At 52.3% G+C, this 18,658-nt stretch carries 12 protein-coding genes; 9 read left to right on the top strand and 3 right to left on the bottom strand.

Features of this window, described 5'->3' with window-relative positions; all coding sequences use genetic code 11:
• The first annotated feature begins 137 nt into the window (after nucleotides 1-137).
• The 9 genes from ACUVOF_RS10635 (at nucleotide 138) to ACUVOF_RS10595 (ending at nucleotide 14,612) form a co-directional block, all read left to right on the top strand.
• Nucleotides 138-332 carry a lasso RiPP family leader peptide-containing protein gene (locus ACUVOF_RS10635; RefSeq protein WP_447044325.1) on the top strand — a complete coding sequence of 65 codons (195 nt, stop codon included), beginning with the start codon at nucleotides 138-140 and terminating at the stop codon, nucleotides 330-332.
• Between the two features lie 435 nt (nucleotides 333-767).
• Complete coding sequence (locus tag ACUVOF_RS10630) at nucleotides 768-2,042, top strand: ATP-binding protein (protein WP_447044324.1); 1,275 nt, start codon at nucleotides 768-770, stop codon at nucleotides 2,040-2,042.
• Between the two features lie 11 nt (nucleotides 2,043-2,053).
• Nucleotides 2,054-3,379, top strand: coding sequence for an HD domain-containing phosphohydrolase (locus tag ACUVOF_RS10625; RefSeq protein ID WP_447044323.1), 1,326 nt, complete (start codon nucleotides 2,054-2,056; stop codon nucleotides 3,377-3,379).
• Nucleotides 3,380-3,506: 127 nt separating this feature from the next.
• Nucleotides 3,507-4,175 carry a GTP-binding protein gene (locus ACUVOF_RS10620; protein WP_447044322.1) on the top strand — a complete coding sequence of 223 codons (669 nt, stop codon included), beginning with the start codon at nucleotides 3,507-3,509 and terminating at the stop codon, nucleotides 4,173-4,175.
• Nucleotides 4,168-5,295 carry a sensor histidine kinase gene (locus ACUVOF_RS10615; protein WP_447044321.1) on the top strand — a complete coding sequence of 376 codons (1,128 nt, stop codon included), beginning with the start codon at nucleotides 4,168-4,170 and terminating at the stop codon, nucleotides 5,293-5,295. Before ACUVOF_RS10620 ends, ACUVOF_RS10615 begins: the two co-directional genes overlap by 8 nt.
• Nucleotides 5,296-5,304: 9 nt before the next feature.
• The gene (locus ACUVOF_RS10610) at nucleotides 5,305-7,554 is read left to right on the top strand and encodes an ATPase, T2SS/T4P/T4SS family (protein WP_447044320.1); all 2,250 of its coding nucleotides are present in this window, start codon (nucleotides 5,305-5,307) and stop codon (nucleotides 7,552-7,554) included.
• Between the two features lie 230 nt (nucleotides 7,555-7,784).
• Nucleotides 7,785-10,946: a PAS domain S-box protein gene (locus ACUVOF_RS10605; protein ID WP_447044319.1), complete on the top strand. Its 3,162-nt coding sequence runs from the start codon at nucleotides 7,785-7,787 to the stop codon at nucleotides 10,944-10,946.
• A 14-nt stretch (nucleotides 10,947-10,960) separates the two neighbouring features.
• Nucleotides 10,961-11,425, top strand: a complete 465-nt coding sequence (locus ACUVOF_RS10600) for a response regulator (RefSeq protein ID WP_447044318.1) — start codon at nucleotides 10,961-10,963, stop codon at nucleotides 11,423-11,425.
• Nucleotides 11,418-14,612: an EAL domain-containing protein gene (locus ACUVOF_RS10595; protein ID WP_447044317.1), complete on the top strand. Its 3,195-nt coding sequence runs from the start codon at nucleotides 11,418-11,420 to the stop codon at nucleotides 14,610-14,612. Before ACUVOF_RS10600 ends, ACUVOF_RS10595 begins: the two co-directional genes overlap by 8 nt.
• Before the next feature lie 114 nt (nucleotides 14,613-14,726).
• Here the strand turns inward: ACUVOF_RS10595 and ACUVOF_RS10590 are convergent, their stop codons facing one another.
• The 3 genes from ACUVOF_RS10590 to ACUVOF_RS10580 form a co-directional block, all read right to left on the bottom strand.
• Nucleotides 14,727-15,548 carry an IclR family transcriptional regulator gene (locus tag ACUVOF_RS10590; protein WP_447044316.1) on the bottom strand — a complete coding sequence of 274 codons (822 nt, stop codon included), beginning with the start codon at nucleotides 15,546-15,548 and terminating at the stop codon, nucleotides 14,727-14,729.
• Between the two features lie 103 nt (nucleotides 15,549-15,651).
• Nucleotides 15,652-16,860 carry a 3-oxoadipyl-CoA thiolase gene (locus tag ACUVOF_RS10585; protein WP_447044315.1) on the bottom strand — a complete coding sequence of 403 codons (1,209 nt, stop codon included), beginning with the start codon at nucleotides 16,858-16,860 and terminating at the stop codon, nucleotides 15,652-15,654.
• Between the two features lie 36 nt (nucleotides 16,861-16,896).
• Complete coding sequence (locus tag ACUVOF_RS10580; RefSeq protein WP_447044314.1) at nucleotides 16,897-18,429, bottom strand: 3-hydroxyacyl-CoA dehydrogenase; 1,533 nt, start codon at nucleotides 18,427-18,429, stop codon at nucleotides 16,897-16,899.
• Nucleotides 18,430-18,658: the final 229 nt, after the last annotated feature.

Genomic DNA, 18,658 nt, shown 5'->3' with positions numbered 1-18,658 from the left:
ATATGGTAATTTTGCGTCACTTAATGTAAATATAATAATGCTTGTTGTATTGCCCTTGTGTCGGGTACTGTCTCTCAGCGTCTTGGATAGACACCTAGTGCAGACCAAGCAATAAAAAAACTAAAAAGGAGCGCAGAATGAAAATAACCGAAATGAGTAAGGTATATGAACCACCTGCTTTAGTAGAGATTGGTTCAATGGCAGAAATTACTGAGTATGGGCCAGGAAATCGCCATGACAACCACGGACGCGGCTTTGGCCGAGGCCACGACAGCCATGGCCGTGGTCGTGGTCTAGGGCATCATAAGGACTCACATTATCTGGATTCTTAAGCGGTTTTGTGAAGACCAGAATATGGGGGCTCGGTTAGTTATCCTATATCCAAAATATTTAGTAGTTCAGCTTAAGGCCTGCAGTGTTAATAAAGCTGCAGGCTTTTTTGTATTTGCTCTTATTTCAACTCATTGATAAATAACAGTTTTAAAGCAGAAAAAGCCATTATTCTTATATGCAGTACGCAGCGATCCACAAAAGTGCGCCCCTTTATTCAAGTACAGGGCTTAGCTGCCGATAAGGTTAACGAAGTCTCATGGCCGACAAGAAGGATTGCCCCGGTGACTGTTAACTGAACCGTTGCCCTGTGAGGTTCCGTTGGCATCAAGCCGTATTGCAGTCGCTCACTCAACTATTCGTTTTCGGGTAAATCAATCGTGTGTACGCAACAACTACCATCCTCAAAATCAGCAGCACCTCCCTGGGAGAGCTCCTTGGATGGGCTACAAACATCGTTGATAGACGCCATGGCCGAACACATCAGCCTAGGGCTGATTGTATTAGACCAAAATATATGCGTGCAGTACTGGAACGATTTTATCAATCGATGCAGTGACAAATCGCTGGAACAGGCCATGGGTCGTCCTTTGACCCACTCTTTTCCTGAAGCGAATACCGAATGTCTCCATCAACTGATCGAGCAGACCCGCAGTCAGGGCAGACATGTCAATGTGGGAAAGGATGGTAGCCCAGAATCGACCCAGATACCTTTCAGCTTATCTTCTAATGCACAGACCACGCTAGGGCAGAGCTGGCTGCTGTTTCCTTTCTTTGACGCTGAAAATACACCGTATTTCGCGCTCATGCTTTTTAGTGAAGCTGACCGAATCGCTGACCATCAGCGGTATGAAACAGAGACCGTTTCTTTAGCAGAGCGAGAGAGCGAACGAAAAAAGCTCGCCGAGAAATTGGAGCAAGCCAATAATCAGCTGCTCCAATCTGAAAAGCTGGCTGGGATAGGACAGCTTGCCGCCGGAGTCGCCCATGAGATCAATAATCCGATCGGCTATGTTTCCTCTAACCTCAAGGCGCTGGCTGGCTACGTGAAAGACATGTTGCTGATCATCGATGCCATAGATGAAGCAGAAAACACAGCAGAACTGAAGCAGCTCAAGCAGGGCCTCGAATATGAGTATATCCGCAGCGATGTGGAGAGTTTAATAGCTGAATCAGAGGATGGTCTCGGACGGGTCATAAAAATCATCACCGCGCTCAAAGACTTTTCGCACATCGAAGAAGAAGAATATCGCTTGGCGGATATACACCATGGCTTTGATACCACGCTTAACCTAGTGAAGAGCGAGCTCAAATACAAAGCCGAAGTGATCAAGGAGTATGGGCAACTTCCCCCAGTGGAATGTATTGCCTCACAGCTCAATCAAATAATTATGAATTTGCTGGTCAATGCCGCGCATGCCATTGAGGACTTCGGCTGTATCACCTTGCGTACGGGTTGCGAAAATGAGTGGGTCTGGTTCGAAGTGGAAGACACGGGTAAAGGCATAGCGCCCGAAGTCCTTAATCGTATTTACGAGCCTTTCTTCACTACTAAGCCAGTAGGCAAAGGCACAGGGTTGGGGTTAGCGCTCTCCTTCAGTATCGTTCAGAAGCATCATGGACGGATCGAGGTATTTAGCGAAGTCAGTAACGGGACGCGCTTTCGGGTTTGGTTGCCGGTTCGGCAACCGGACGCACTAGATGCCAGCTAAGAGATAAGCGGATGATTAATCAAGACCCGGCTGAAGCCAGCATGACATTGCTACTAGTGGATGATGAGGAAAATATTCTGAGAAGCCTGCGGCGGGTGCTCAGGAGCGAGCCATATACACTGCTAACGGCAAACAGCGGTGAACAGGCTCTAAGTTTGATGGAAGCACAGCACGTTTCCCTCGTGATTAGCGATGCTCGTATGCCAGGCATGGATGGCGCGACGCTACTCGCCGAGATACAGCAGCGCTGGCCGGATTGTTTGCGCATTCTGCTCACCGGTTATGCCGATGTAAGCACAACGATTCGGGCGATCAACGAAGGACAAATATACCGCTACATCAGTAAGCCTTGGGATGATGATGAACTTCGACTGATTATTCGCCAGGCGCTTGCTTACCAGTTTGCAGAGCAGGAGCGCCAACGGCTGGAGCGGCTTACGCTGTCCCAGAATCAGCAGTTGCAGGAGCTGAATGCAGAGCTTGAGAATCGAGTTAAGGCGAGAACGGCGGAATTACAGCAGGTTGCCGATATGCTTGATCTTGCCTATGACGAACTCAAGCGCAGTTATGTTACGGCTACTGAAGTATTCTCGTCATTGATTAATCAGCGGCTACCTCGCGATTTTCAGACCAATGGCCGAGTCGTGGCATTGGTCAAAGCATTTGCGCAGCATTACGAGCTGGATGACGCTACGAGCCGAAATCTGGCCATGGCTGCCGCGCTTTACAATCTCGGTAAGATGACCTGGAAAGACAGCCTGTTCACGATCCCTTCGGACCTGCTTTATAAGGAAGACCTTGAGCAGTATCGCCGCTATCCAGAGCTTGGCGAGAACTTGCTGATGACACTAGAGCCCCTACACGAAGCGGCCACGTTGATACGCCACCACCAGGAACGCTGGAATGGCAGTGGCTTCCCGGAACATTTACGTGAGACTGATATACCGTTTGGCGCTCGTCTGTTGAGATTAGCGGTAGATTTGGTTGAACTCCAGCAGGGCATGGTATTGACGCGAAAGCTGGAGCGTGAAGAGGCGCTGCAACTGCTCAAGAAATTCGCTGGCCGATTCTACGATCCGGCTCTTTGTGAGCAATTCGTCAATCTGTGTATCGAGCAGAATCTAGATGCTACGCTCGCCGATGATACGGTAATGATGGTAGGTACGCTTGGCCTAGTGCCAGGTATGATCATGGCGCAGCCCCTCTATGCAGAAAATGGCACGTTAATGTTAAACGAGGGCAAAGAGCTGGATGCATGGCTTATCGGTAAATTGATCAAGTTCGAAGCGACTGAGGGAGCAAGCTACAACCTTTACGTACGTACCCCTCAAACCTAAACGCTTCAACAGAGATGATTTTGATGACCCAGGTGACCATGCAAATGAACCCCCCTCATTGTAGTTGGAGACAAGCGCAGAATAGATTTTCTGTGTTCGCCTACCTAGTGGACCGGGGGTGACAGGTATGGCGACATATTCCGAAAGCACAAATAAGCTAACTCTAAAAATCGTCTATTACGGCCCTGCGTTAAGTGGAAAAACGACGAATCTATTGCAGCTTCACGCACTGCTCAAACCGCAACGCAAGGGTGAAGTGATGGTGCTGGATACTCGGGATGATCGCACTCTGTTCTTCGATATGCTGCCCATTGGCCTGCGCAGTACAGCTGGGCTGGATTTACGTCTGAAGATTTATACCGTTCCTGGTCAAGTGCAGCACGACAGCACGCGCAAGGCAGTATTATCGCGCGCCGATGGTGCTATCTTTGTTGCCGACTCGCAGCTTAGTCAACAAGACAATAACGCCTTTGCCTTTGATAATCTGGCGAGCAATCTTCAAAAATTAGGGATGGATATTGAGCAATTACCCCTAACAGTGCAGTTCAACAAACGCGACCGGCTGGATGCAATAGAAGAGCATAAAATACGGGGACGGTGGTCATCGACTCCATGGGCGCCACTAAGCCTGGCAAGTGCTCTCAATGGGGAAGGTGTTATAGAGAGTTTTCGCCAATTACTGGGCCGCCTGTACCCGGCTGTAGACGCCCAGTTCGCTCTGGCACGTGACCATGCCATCGATTCCCAGGTATTCATTCAGAATCTGAGCGCTGCTGGCGGTCCCTCCAATGCGTAACTATGAAGATGACTTTACGTTGGATGACTTACTGTCGCCCGCGCATCAGGCACGCTTGTTGAAATTGCTTGGCAAATTGAGCGGCGCTTCCTTTGTACTGAACGCGCATGATGCCGGAGCATCACAGCCACTGGAGCTCAACCTCGATACCCTTGGCTGGTTGCAGTCAGAACTTCCGACGGAGCAGCACCAGGCAGCCGTGCGGCTTTACGAGTTGGTGCTTTTCTATGCGGGCAAGTACCGTTTGGCGGCAAATCTGCATCACGATGCCACTGAAGCCAGCTATCTTGAGCTACAACAGAAACATGCCGCAGTGCAGGCTTCAGAGGAAAGGTACAGGCAGCTAGCTCAGCGGTTGACACAGCAAGTTGAAGAGCAGGTTCGGGTTATAGAGAAGGCCCAGCAAGAGCTCTACGAAAGTGCCCGCTTACGCGCGGTCGGGCAATTGGCGGCTGGCATCGCCCATGAGATCAATACACCCATCGGCTTTATCGGCAGCAATCTGCGTGTAGCCAATGATTATCTCGTCGAGCTTGAAGCGAGCCTGCCGGATAGTCAGGAATCAGCCATGCTGCTTGAAGACTTTCATGCTCTCCTCGACGAATCGTCGAGCGGTACAAAGCGTATCGCCCGAATCGTGTCGGATCTCAAGACTTTCTCCAACATCGACCAGGCCGACTTTGCGGTCTGCGATGTCAACGCGCTAATAACAACCGCCTGTCGCCTTGTCCAGGCAGAGCATCATCAGGTATTGCCCATCAACCTGGAGTTGGGGGAGTTGCCAGAGATCCCCGGCTACCCAGCCAAACTGTCCCAGGTATTTTTTAACGTGCTCGATAACGCTACCAAATCTCTTGATGGGGGAGGGCATATCCGTGTGGTGAGCCGGGTACGGGAAAATACCCTGGAAGTGCTCGTAGAGGATGATGGGTGTGGTATGTGTGATGACATACTCACGCGTGCCTTCGAGCCGTTTTTTACTACGCGAGACGTAGGTGCAGGCAGCGGACTGGGGCTGAGTGTGGCGAGAGACGTTCTCGTGGCGCATCGAGGCGATGTCCATATAGCCAGCCAGCTGGGTGACGGCACTTGCGTGACCCTGCGTATACCAGTGAACTAAGGAACAGCCGTGGATAAGCGTTACACCGCCTTGTTTGTCGATGCTGCTGTAGAGGAAAAAAGCTCATTGCATGCCTCGAAGATAAGGCCATATCGGCTGCTGCTAGTGGACGATGACCCGGGCATTCTGGCGGCGTTGCGACGCGTTTTCCAACGCGAGAATTACGAGCTATTGTTTGCCAAAAGCGCCAAGGAAGCATTGTTGTTGCTGGAAAGCGCTCCGGTCGAGTTAGTCGTTAGCGACTTTAAAATGCCCGGTATGAATGGCAGCGAGTTGCTACGCTATGTACGCAAGCAATGGCCTGAAACGCTGCGCATCATGCTGACTGGTTATGCCAATACTGAAGCGGTGATGGGCTCGATGAAGGAAGGGGCAGTCTACCGTTTCAACCTCAAGCCCTGGGATGACGATGATCTCCGCCTGACCGTTGCCCTGGCTCTGGAACAGTACGAGCTGCGGCGCCGTACTCGCATACTGGCGCAGGAGAGTCCTCAGCCCACCATCAACCTGGCACCGCTAAATAACCTGGATGTCGGCAAGCGTAACCGGCTGGCGATGGTGCTACATAGGAAAGGCCTCCTGAACGTCCGGCAGATACAGCATCTCCATAAGGCAATGCAGGCTGACAGCGCGCCAGTCATGAGCCACTTACTTCAGCATGACTGGGTTGATCTTCAGGCAGTGCATGCCTTCCTGCGAGATGAATGCCTATGCGAAGATATCGATCTGCGCGAATGCCAAATCGACCCGTCACTGTGGGCTCTTATCCCTCATGCGATATGCGTTCAGCAGTGGATTCTGCCGCTTCGAGTAGTGGGGAAGCGCCTTGACTTGGCCATGGCCGACCCTATGGATACAGGGCTGATCGAAGCCCTGGGGACAATGACCGGTTACGATATTCGCCCTCTACTGTGCGGCACTGGGCAGGTTCAAGACAAGCTTGCTGAAACACTTGACGAAGCAGGGCTACAAACTGCCGGCCAGACCGACTTCGGCGGTAGCGAAGAAGATCCTTACGAGGGGATTGAGCTCTTTTTTGACGAAAAGGAAAGTCCTGAAAGCCTCGAGCAACTATTAGGCAGCTCGACGGACCCCCCTGCTATTCGCCTGGTCAATGCCATTATTCTTGAAGCCTTGCGCCTCGGGGCCAGTGCAATCCATATTCACCCGCGTACCCATCATGTCGCGGTGAGTTATCGAATTGATGGGGTGTTGCAGGACAAGATTCAAATTCCACTGGCGCTGATGATGTCCGTCGTTTCGCGGATCAAAATGATGGCCGAACTTGATATCACCCAGCGTCGGCACCCCCAAGAAGGGCGTATTACGGTCAAAATGCCGATGCGCATCGTCGACCTCGACATTACCCTGCTGCCTACTGTCCATGGCGAGAAAGTTGCTATTCAGATCCTTGAGCGTCAGGCTACCGCGCGCTCGCTCGATGAACTGGGCCTGTCGTCGCGCAATATCAAGCGTATGCTACACGCGAGCAATCAACCTCAAGGGGTTATTGTGGTAGCAGGGCCGAACGACAGTGGCAAGTTATCTATGCTTTATGCCCTGTTGCATCATGCATCCTCCGCGAGGAAGCACATCATCACCTTAGATAACCCCGTGAAATACCACGCCGACTTAGCGGGGCAGGCCACAGTGGACAAGCGATCTGGGCCCGATTTTGCCAGTCTTTTCCAAACCACACTGCAGCAAAACCCCGATATTATTTTACTTGGAGAACTCCGTACCGAAGAAACCGCGGCAGCTGCTATTGAGGCGGCGTTCTCCGGTCACTTGGTGCTCTCAACGCTACGGGCGCACTCCATCGCCGCTGTCATGGCTCGCCTGGCTGAGATGGGAGGGAGTCCTTATGTACTGGCTTCTAATTTGCAGGCCATTGTCGTCCTACGTTTGGCTAGGCAAGTCTGCCCGCACTGTCGGGAAGAGGTCTCGCTTTCTCCTGATCAGGCAGAGCGCTTTGAAGAAATGTTTATCGATTCGCAATTGCGTTTTTTTCGTGGGCGTGGCTGTCGCCACTGTCATCAGGGTTACAAAGGTCGAGTTGGCCTTCATGAAGTGCTGCTCATGAATGATGTCTTGCGAGAGGCTATTGGTCAGGGTCTAAGCCCCTGGCGGTTCGAGGCGCTGGCAAGGGAGCAAGGTATGACCTCGCTGTCCGATGATGCGCGTGAAAAATTGCATCAAGGGCTGGTTTCTCCAGACGAGATTCTACGCTTGCTCAGCCCTCAGGACATTAAAGGTTAGTCATGCGCATTCGTTACGATGTTTATCGCGTTTATTTGTATGTTGTAGCCTTTTCCCTATTGACCATGGGGGGAATTGCATTGGTTGGAGCTGCCTTACCGTTAAGGGGGCATGCCACGGTAATCTCCCCAGGAAGCACCCTGTTCCTCCTGCTGGTCGGACTCGCCTTCTTGAGTACTTTGTATTACTGGCGGAGGGTCTGCTTTCTGTCAACAGGGCTGCTGCTTATTATGGCTCTTCTCCAACTGGTAGCGAGTGTTGATGGTCGTTTGCTCATGCCAGGTTCTGTTGGCCAAAATCACTTCCAGATACAGAATATGCTGGCACTCGTTAGCTTATTTGCAGCGGCTGCCTTCCTGGCTAACTTATGGATGCCTTCTTCGAAGTGGCTGCGTCGCACGCTGGGGCTGACTATTATCAGTGTCGGTGTGCTCTCACAACTTACCTTTGGCGGGTATGCGCCGGATGCTGCTCGCCTAAGCACGGGGCTCGAGTCTCCTATCATCATTGACCTGCTTGTCGTATTGGTAGGGGGCGGTATAGGGTTGCTACCTTGCCTGCCAGACCGTAAGCAGTGGCTTGACAGACGTTCGATGCTTATCTGCCTGGGAGGTGCTTTCCTGACCTGTCTGGTGGGGTACCTGCTCAGTCAGCAAGTCATCGATTCAACAGCCCATCGGAGCGAGCAATTCCTATCCCGGGTTCAGGCATCTACTGAGCAGGCTCTTTCAGCGCAACTGGCTTCGATACAACGCATGGCCTCGCGCTGGGAGGTTGCCGACAGGCTCCCGACTGAGCAGCTTTGGCGACATGAAGCCTCAAGCTATCTTCAGGATTACTCCGAGATAGGATTGATCACCGTTCTGGATGAATCGTTACAACCCCGATGGCTTGAGGAGCGTGTAGCAGGGCCAGAAGAGCGGCTTCAGCATCGGCAGGTGATTGCCGCGCATCATGACTGGATAAGCCATATCCTGGATACCCATGAGCCGCATTTCAGTCACGTAATACCGCTCAATGCAACTAATAGTGTTGTCCTGCTGGCAGTTCCGTTTCGTTTGGCTGAATCAGGCGGGATTATTATCGCTAGCCTGGATATCAGTAGCCTCTTGAGCGATGTGCTTAGCGATGAGGAGAGCCGCTTTGCCGTCCAGGTCTATCAGGATGAGCAATGGCTTTATAATTCTGGCGGCGCCAATAGCGATAGGCTGCCAAACATTCTCGGCGGAAAGACACTATCACTACATCATGACATTCGTTGGCGCTTGATAGTTTATCAGGATCCTCGTGTTGCACATCTTTCTGCGGTATTGCCAGCGCTAATTATTATTTTGGGTCTTTGCTTCAGCTTTTTTTTAACTTTAAGCCAGCGCTTAGCACACCTAGCCAATGATCGATCAAGGCATCTGGCGCATCTCAACCAGAAGCTGGAGAGTAGCCTTCAACTGCAAGCTAACTTGGAGGCGTGGAATCAGCGCGTTAAACGCTACTCAATGGATGTACTCTGTACGCTTGATGAACATGGCCACTTTACCCAGCTCAGCCCTTCATGCGAAAACGTTTTTGGTTACCGCCCAGAAGAAATGCTAGGTCAACGATTTGTTGACTTTATTGTTCCAGAAGACCGTGAACGCACCTTGGCGGTCTTTACGAAAAACATGAAGCTGGGAGGAAGGGAGGCTCCTCTTTTCCGCAATCGCTATCGCCACAAGAACGGCACTACGGTCCATGTTGCCTGGTCGGCTGTCTGGTCTGAAAAGGAACATTCAAGTTTTGCGATTGCGCAGGACATTACCCGACTTGCCCAGAGCGAAGCTTTCATCGAAGGGCAGCGTCGTATTCTGGAGATGGTCTCGACCAACGTACCATTGGCCGCGACGCTTAATGCCATCTGTAACGGTGGCGAAATGCGTTTCCCTGGGACACGGTACTCCGTACTGGTGGTAGACAAAGAAGGGAAGCGGCTGGTGCATGGCGCGTCACCAAGCCTGCCGACAGAGTTTACCCAAGCGGTCCACGGCATGCTCATCGGGCCGGGAATGGGCACCTGCGGTACGGCAGCGTTTCATCAGCGACTGATCGTGACGCAAGATATTGCTAATGATCCTGACTGGGAGAGCTATCGCACACTGGCCCTGAATCATGGGCTGCGGGCATGTAGCTCCCAACCTATCAAAGACCGCAGTGGCGCAGTGCTTGGGACGTTTGCTATTTATCAGAGCGAGGCGGGGCCGCCGTCCGCAGAGCAATTGGAGTTTGTGGACGCCTATGCTCATCTTGCTTCGATCGCTATTGAAAGAGAGCGGGATCGCCTCAGCCTTAAGGACAGCGAACAGCGCTATCGGTCACTATTTGACCAAAACCCCAACCCAGTCTTTTCGTTCGACGCCGAAGGCAACATTCTCAGCGCTAATCAATCTGGCTGTGAACTTTCAAGCTACACAAGGGGTGAAATACTGGGCAGGCACTTCTCGGAGTTTGTCGAGAAGGAAGATTTACCGCGGGTCCAAACGCACTATCAATCTGTCCTGGCTGGCAGACCCCAGCGCTACGAAGTGAAACTGCGGACAAAACAAGGTGATATCAAGGAAATGGACATGGTCAACGTGCCGACTGTTGTCGATGACCAAGTGGTTGGTGTGTTTGGGATTGGCAAGGATATTACCGAGCATAAGGCGGCCGATAGGGCCCTACACGCTACACTTAGTGACCTGGAACGCAGTAATCGGGACCTTCAGGACTTTGCCTTTGTTGCCTCGCACGATCTGCAAGAGCCGTTACGCAAGATACAGGCATTCTCCGAACGCTTGCGCCTCAAGGCTGGCGGCCTGGATGACGAAGGGCGGGATTACTTGGAGCGGATGAACTCGGCTGCGGGCCGTATGCAGGGGTTGATAAAGGATCTATTGGCTTATTCCCGGATCAGTACGCAATCCAAGCTTTTCGTCACCCTCGATCTGAACCGCATACTGGCGGAGGTGCTTCAAGACATGGACACGTCCCTTGTAGAGAGCCAAGCGAAAATAGACGTGGCGCCATTACCACCGATCCAAGGAGATAAGACACAAATGCGTCAGCTGCTTCAGAACTTGGTAAGTAATGCCGTCAAATTCCATCAACAGGGTCAGGTCCCCCAAATTCAAATTTATGCAGAAACTGTAACTGATGACCAGTGGGCTCTCTGCGTAGCCGATCAAGGCATTGGGTTTGACGAAAAGTACCTTGACCGAATTTTTAACCCTTTCCAGCGGCTTCATGCGAGGCAGGCCTATGCCGGAACAGGGATCGGGCTTGCCATAGTGAAGAAGATTGCAGAGCGCCATGGGGCGCAGATAACCGCCACCAGCCAGTTAGGGCAAGGTACTACGTTTCGAGTTACTTTTAAGCGATAAATGGGGCAGCCAATATGCAGACTAAACAGCCCATCCATATTCTTATAGCGGATGATGATCCGGATGATTGCTTGCTGATGCAGGAAGCTTTTAACGAAAGCCGAATAGGTAACTCTTTGCACTTTGTCCATGACGGCGAAGAACTGCTCGCTTACTTGAAACATCAGCCACCTTATTCGGACCCTCAGCGCTACCCCACACCAGGCCTGATTCTGCTTGACCTCAATATGCCTTTAATGGATGGCCGAGAAGCCCTGGAAAAAATCAAGGCGGATGAGGCGTTACGCTATATCCCTGTGATCATAATGACCACGTCCTCCGCCGAGGAAGACATCATTCGTAGCTACGATACGGGGGTGAACTCTTTTATTACCAAACCGGTGAGCTTTAATGGCTTGCTTGATATTGTGCAAGCACTGGGACGTTACTGGCTACAAATTGTCGAGTTACCTGCTGTAGGGGCGACTAAGAATGATTAGAGAAACCCTTTTACACATCCTCCTTGTCGAGGATGATGAAGACGATTTTCTGATCACCCGTGATCTGCTTCGTCAATCCGAAAATCTTTCCTTTGAGATTCAGTGGGCCGCTAGCTACGAAGAAGGGCTCGACGCGCTTCATGGCAAGGGACATGATCTCGTTCTTATCGATTATCAGCTAGGCGCCGTGCCCGGCACTGAATTCATTCGCCAAGCGAATGAGTTAGGCATTCGTCTCCCCATGATTCTGCTCACAGGGCACCACGATGCTGAACTCGAGGCCCAGGCAATCGAGCTAGGGGCGACTGATTACCTTGTGAAGGGCGAGATTACCAGTGCGTTATTAGCCCGTAGTATCCGCTACGCCGTGGAGCGTACCCGCTCAGTCGGCATACTGGCTGAGAGTGAAAAACGTTACCGCTTACTGTTCGAAGCCAATCCCGAGCCGATGTATATTCATCATCGGGAAACGTTAGCTATCCTGGCAGCCAATGAGGCCGCATGTGACCTGTTCGGTTACTCCCAGCAGGCGTTCCAAGAAAAAACTATTCCCGATTTGCTTGTTGCTAATGAAAAGCAACGCTTCGATAAAAGCTATGAAGAAATTGATGCACAAGATGCACCCCATAGGGTTGGGTTATGGGTTTTTCAGACTAGTGATCGCAGGCTCATTCATGCAGACGTCAACGCCCATAGTATAGTCTTCAACGATACTCCAGCCCGTTTAGTGATGATCAGAGACGTTACCGAAACCATTGAAGTCAAAGCCGAGATCGTGCGAAAGGAACAAGCTTTTCGTCAACTACTAGAGGATAACCGGGATGCTGTACTGCTATTGAATGCAGCGGGTCAGGTGCGCTATGCCAACTCTTCCGCAGGCTTACTGTTCCGTTGTGACTACGATGCGCTATTTAATAGGCAATTTAAAGTACCTCACCAAGACAGCCTCTTCGAGTGGTCTGCTCACGCAGGTGACGGTAGCAATGTAATCGTTGAAGTACAGTGCTCAACTACTGAATGGGACGGCGAGACCATGCAGTTGTTGTCGCTGCGGGATATTAGTCAGCGTAAAGAAGCAGATAAACAGCTACATCTTCTACAGCGGAGTGTCGAGGCGAGCTATAACGGGATTGCTATTGCTGATGCCCAGGCGCCTGACATGCCGATTATTTATGTAAATTCGTCCTTCGAAAGAATCACTGGCTATACAACAGCAGAAGTGCTGGGTAAGAATTGCCGCTTTTTACAGGGTATAGACCGCGGTCAGCCCGGAATCGAGGAGATTCGGGTGGCCTTGCAGGAGAAGCGTGAAGTCCATACGGTCCTGCGCAACTTTAACAAGGATGGTTCGCCCTTCTGGAATGAACTTTATATCGCGCCCGTCATGGATAGTAATGGCTGTGTGTCACATTATGTCAGTGTTCAGAGCGATATATCAGAGCAGAAACGTTTCGAATCAGAACTGGCTTATAACGCTAGCCATGATGTGCTCACTGGCCTACCGAATCGCTCGCTGCTTGAGGATCGCCTGGTGCAGGCCTGTCAGCTAGCCAAGCGCGCTGAGCGTAAGCTGGCAGTTATATTTATCGATCTTGATGGTTTCAAGCCGATCAACGACTCCATGGGCCATGTCGCTGGCGATCAGGTGCTCATTGAAGTTGCCAAGCGCTTAAGCCAGCAGGTCAGGCCTGGCGATACCGTTGCCCGTCTAGGCGGTGATGAGTTTGTGCTGTTATTGCCAGACCTTGTACATGAGGAAAACGTTCTGCTGTTGGCTGAGCAAGTCATTGAGAAGATTGCGCTTCCTTTTCATGTGGATGGGGTGGAACTGCGGGTTACCGTGAGCGCTGGTATTGCTACAAGTGATGGCATAGAGAAAGAACCAAGAGAGTTAATACAAAGGGCTGACTTGGCGATGTATAAGGCCAAGCAGCACGGCCGTAACAGTTATCAATGGTATACCCAGGACCTCAATGAGAAGGTCAACGAGCGGTTAACGTTGAGAAGTGACATACAAAAAGCTTTAGAGAGGGAAGAGTTCGAAGTTGTCTATCAACCTCAGGTAGATAAACAGGGTAAAACCATCATTGGTGTTGAAGCACTGATACGATGGAACCATCCGGAAAAAGGGTCTATATCGCCTTCTGCGTTTCTTCCTGTTGCGGAAAATACGGGGCAGATATTTTCAATTAATTTATGGGTTATGGAAACTGCCTGTCGGTATATCAAGCGCCTTAACGACCAAGGCCTGGCTTGCCCCTCTGTTGCTGTGAATATCTCTCCCATGCAGTTCCTGCGCCCCAATTTCATTGAAAGTGTCCTAGGCGTTCTGGAGAGAACCCAGCTTGATGCCAATTTCCTTGAGCTGGAAGTAACGGAAAACGCTCTTATGGAGGATGCAGAAAACGCCATCCTTACAATGTATAAATTGAAGAAGCTTGGGTTAAGAATCGCTATTGATGACTTTGGTACCGGCTACTCCAGTTTGAATTACCTGAAGCGGTTACCTGTTGATAAAATAAAAATCGATCGTTCTTTTATTAAAGAAATTATTAGCGATCAACACGACGCTGCCATTACGCAGGGAATAATTTCGATGGCTCATCACCTCGGCCTACCGGTCATTGCTGAGGGAGTTGAAACAGAGCCACAGTTCGCTTTTCTCAGGAAAAACCATTGCGACGCTTTCCAAGGTTTTTATTTCGGCAGGCCCATGTCCTCTGAAGGACTCAAAGCCTATCTTCATCAGAAACAAACTTCACCTGATGAAAAGAAAATTCGCGGTACGGATGAAGATGCCCAGACGCTGCTTCTATTAGACGATGAAGATAATATTCTGCGTGCCCTTACGCGGTTACTCCGGCGTGAAGGGTACCGGATACTAACCGCTAGCCGTGCTCATGATGCTTTCGAGTTATTAGCCAAGCATAACGTGCAGGTAATCATCTCTGACCAGCGTATGCCAGAGATGAATGGAACTGTATTCTTTAACCGGGTGAAGGATCTATATCCCGATACTGTGCGAATAGTGCTTTCCGGTTACACCGATCTAAAAACAGTAACAGATGCCGTTAACCACGGGGAAATTTATAAATTTCTGACCAAACCTTGGGACGACGAAGAGTTGCGCAAGGAAATTAAGTCTGCCTTTCGACATTACGAAATAGATAAATTGACAAATAAGTAGGCGGATGCAGACTCTATAAAGACACCCGCTATTTCATCCATCTAGAAAGCCAGCCTGAACGCTACTACCCCCGCGACCCGCGGGAGTATGTCAAACGCTTATCACTCGACGACGCTACCTAGCAGAGCGGTAACGGGGCGCCAATTCTTGCTTGATCTGCTCTGCTACCTCTTTCAGGCGCGGCCCCAGGTTATTAACGAGGCGGTCATGGTCCAACCGCAGGCTGGAGCCACCGCAGTTGATGGCCATAACCTCGGCGCCATCCTCAAGGATGAGCGGCATGGCCACGGCGCTGATGTCGCGCTGCCAATCCTGCTCTGATAGGCAGAAACCATACTCGGCATAGTCGCTCAAGCTCTGCTGAATACCGGCTTCCAGCGCTGGCCAGTCGCTACCATGAAAGCTCGCCAGCTCATGCATTAACTGCTGGCGCCGGGCGGCAGGCAAGCCGCAAAGCCAGGCGCGACCAATAGCAGAAGTGGCAATAGGCAGCCGCGAACCCACATCCAGTCGAATGATCAGTGGTCCGCTGCCATGGCAGGTTTCCAGATAAACCATGTCGCTTCGGTCAGCGCTGCCTAGGCTGACATTACAGTCGGTGGCATCGGCAAATTTCTGCAAATGCGGTCGGGCAACTTCGCGAATCCCCATATTAGCCAGGAAACGATAGCCCAGCGCCAGCACACCGGGGCCAAGACAGTATTTTTCCAGATGCGTATTGTGCTGCAGGTAACCCAGTTGGGTCAGCGTATAGGTCAGCCGTGACACCGTAGGCCGGGGAATATTAGTTCGATTGGAGAGTTCTGCATTGCCTAGATACTCTTCACCCGTACCAAAAGCACGTAGCAGTTCTAGACCGCGCGCCAGCGCGGTCACAAAGTTACGGTCTTTCCCAGGCAGTTGCGGCTCGTCAGCATCTGTGTCAGTGGGTTGCATTCAGTGTCCCAACAATAGGTGGCTTATGGCGTCCATTATCGCATATCTACTTAGGGGCAGTTTTCGTGCCCATCAACGAAAAGGTCTTCCTTGTTAAATCAATTCAGCCATCCAGGCGTTCGATGACCGTGGCAATGCCCTGGCCTACGCCGATACACATGGTCACCAGCGCATAACGACCGCCGCTCACTTCTAGCTGGCGCAGCGCCGTTAGCGCCAAGCGGGCGCCTGAGGCACCCAGTGGGTGGCCAATAGCAATGGCACCGCCGTTGGAATTCAGGCGTGGGTCGTCGGTCGAGAGTCCCAGTTGCTGAACGCAACCGAGTACCTGAACCGCGAAGGCTTCGTTAATTTCAATCACGTCCATCTGGTCAAGGGTCAGACCCGCTCGGGCTAATGCCTTTTGCGAAGCGGGCACTGGGCCCAGCCCCATCACGCGTGGCGGGACGCCCGCCACGGCGCTAGCTACAATACGCGCCCGCGGAGCGAGCCCGGCGCGCTCACCTGCTGAAAGAGAACCGACAATCATTGCCGCCGCGCCGTCGTTCAGCCCGGAGGCGTTACCTGCCGTCACCACACCGCCCTCAAACAGCGCCCCTAGTTTAGCCAGTTTATCTTCTGTGCTTCCGGGGCGAGGATGCTCATCTTTATCCACTAACAGAGGTGGCTGTTTGCGCCCCTGTGGTACCTCGACGCCAAACATCTCGCTATCGTAAAAACCTGCGGCCAACGCCTGGGCATAGCGTGCCTGGGAACGGGCGGCAAAGGCGTCGCTGGCATCGCGGCCGATGTTGAGGTCGTGGGCGATGTTATCTGCGGTTTCCGGCATGCTGTGGCTGCCGTACTCTTTAGCAATCCACGGGTTAGGGAAGCGTGAGCCAATAACGGTATCGTACATTGGCTGGTTTCGAGCGTAGGGCGAGTCTGCTTTGCCTAGTACGTAAGGCGCACGTGACATGGACTCAACGCCGCCCGCCAAAAACAGCTCGCCTTCGCCTAAACGTGTGGCGCGGGCAGCATCCATCATAGCGGCTAAGCCGCTACCGCACAGACGGTTGACGGTTTGGCCTGCTACCTCGATAGGCAGGCCCGCCAAAAGAGCGCCGTGCCGCGCGACGTTACGCGAATCTTCACCCGCCTGGTTAGTACAACCTGCCAGCACCTCTTCATAGCTTTCTGAAGCAAAAGGATTACGCGCCACCAGTGCTTTTAAGGTCAGGCCCAGCAGCTCGTCCGGGCGAATGGCTGCCAAACTGCCGCCATGGCGGCCAAAAGGGGTACGTAATCCGTCGTAGATATAGGCATCTTGCATCGTTATTCTCCTTTATTTGTGTAAACCCAAGCTGTGTTAGCTTGTTACCCCGTCAGTGAGTGACATACCGAGCGCGGCGCGGCGGCGCAGCCACGGGCTGGGGCGGTAGCGGGGATCACCGGTGGCTTCCAGCAGATTATTAAGGATGGTCATGATGCGCGAAGCGCCGTAGTGGTCGCCCATGCGCAGCGGGCCAAACGGGTAGCCCAGGCCGAGCTCTACCGCACGGTTGATGGTGGCGGGTTCCGCGACCCCTTGCTGTGCGATATCGGCGCCGACGTTGACGATGCATGCCACCACCCGTTGCAGCACAAAACCGTTGCTGTCGCGAAGCTTGCTAACCGGCGTGCCATCGGCATTGAGCAGGTTAGCGGCGGCGTTAACCATTTCAGGAAGGGTAATCGGCGAGGCCATCAGGCTGCGGCGTTTATCTAGCCCGGCCAGCATATCAACCGCCACACATTGCTCTGCATTCAAGCCTTGGCGCAGGGCGCACGAAGTCGTGTCTTCACCCAACGGTGTGAGCAGGCAGAGCGCCTGCGAGGACGGCTGGTCGGTACTTTCTAGTGGCCAGCCCGCGGCGTTGACCAATTCAGCTAGCTGGGCGGCGCTGTCAGGGTCGTCTTGGCTGATCCACACCGGAAATGGAGAGGCCTGTGCAATGGCGGGCTCATCCGGCAGCTGCTGCTGGCCGTCCACATAGCGGTAAAAGCCTTCGCCGGTTTTGCGACCCAACAAACCCGCCGTGAGGCGCTGGCGAGTAAGTGGGGAAGGGCGAAAGCGTGGCTCTTCATAGTATTGGTGATACACCGACTCCATCACCGCATGGGAAACATCCAGGCCGGTGAGGTCAAGCAGGGTAAAAGGGCCCATGCGGAAACCGCCCTGATCGACCATGATGCGGTCTATTGTGGCAGGGTCGGTTACGCTTTCGCTGAGAATTCGCAGCGCTTCGGTGCCAAAGGCGCGCCCGGCGTGATTCACGAGGAATCCCGGTGTGTCGGTGGCTTGCGCGGTAAAGTGGCCCATAGCGGCGCCCAGCGCATTGACTCGCTGGGTAACCTCGTCGTCCGTGCGCAGCCCAGGGATCACCTCCACGATTTTCATCAGAGGCACAGGATTAAAGAAATGAAAGCCAATCACTCGCTCTGGGTGCTGGCAGGCGGCGGCAATAGCGGTTACCGAGAGGGAGGAGGTATTGGTCGCTAGCACGGCATCCTGGCTGACAATGCCTTCTAAATCGCTAAACAGCCCCTGTTTGGCTTCGAGTTTCTCGACGATCGCTTCGACCACGATATCGCAGGTAGCGAGGGCGTGTAGTTCTTGGGCTTCGACCAATCGCTCACTATATTGCTGTGCCTGTTCGCTAGTGATGCGCTGCTTTTCAGCACTTCTATGCCAAAGCCCATTAATAAAGCGCTGTGCCTCGCTGACCGCTCCCTCTTTGGCGTCAAAAAGCATCACGTTAAGACCTGCCTGAGCGGCTAATTGGGCAATGCCGCGGCCCATGGCCCCGGTGCCCACAATGCCCAGTGTGGTAAAGGGAGACGGTGTTGATTCACTAGCCATATGCCTAATCCTCTCGGTTATTGGGCTTGTCATGCCTGCTTATTTGTTAGCTGTATTCTGCAATGCAAAATACTGTTTCAATTATTGACTGCCATCCTAGGCTATGCAAAAGTGCCTGACAAGCAACGCGAGCGTTAATTTCGCATGGTGAAATAACGCCAGTTACGTTCGACTTTCACACGTACTCACGTGCTATTCCAACGATAAAAGCAGTCCTTTTCCACCAGGA

The sequence above is a fragment of the Vreelandella sp. H-I2 genome (assembly GCF_052959335.1).
Note: the sequence above shows the minus strand (reverse complement) of the source record. Positions and strands in the feature narration are given on the sequence as shown.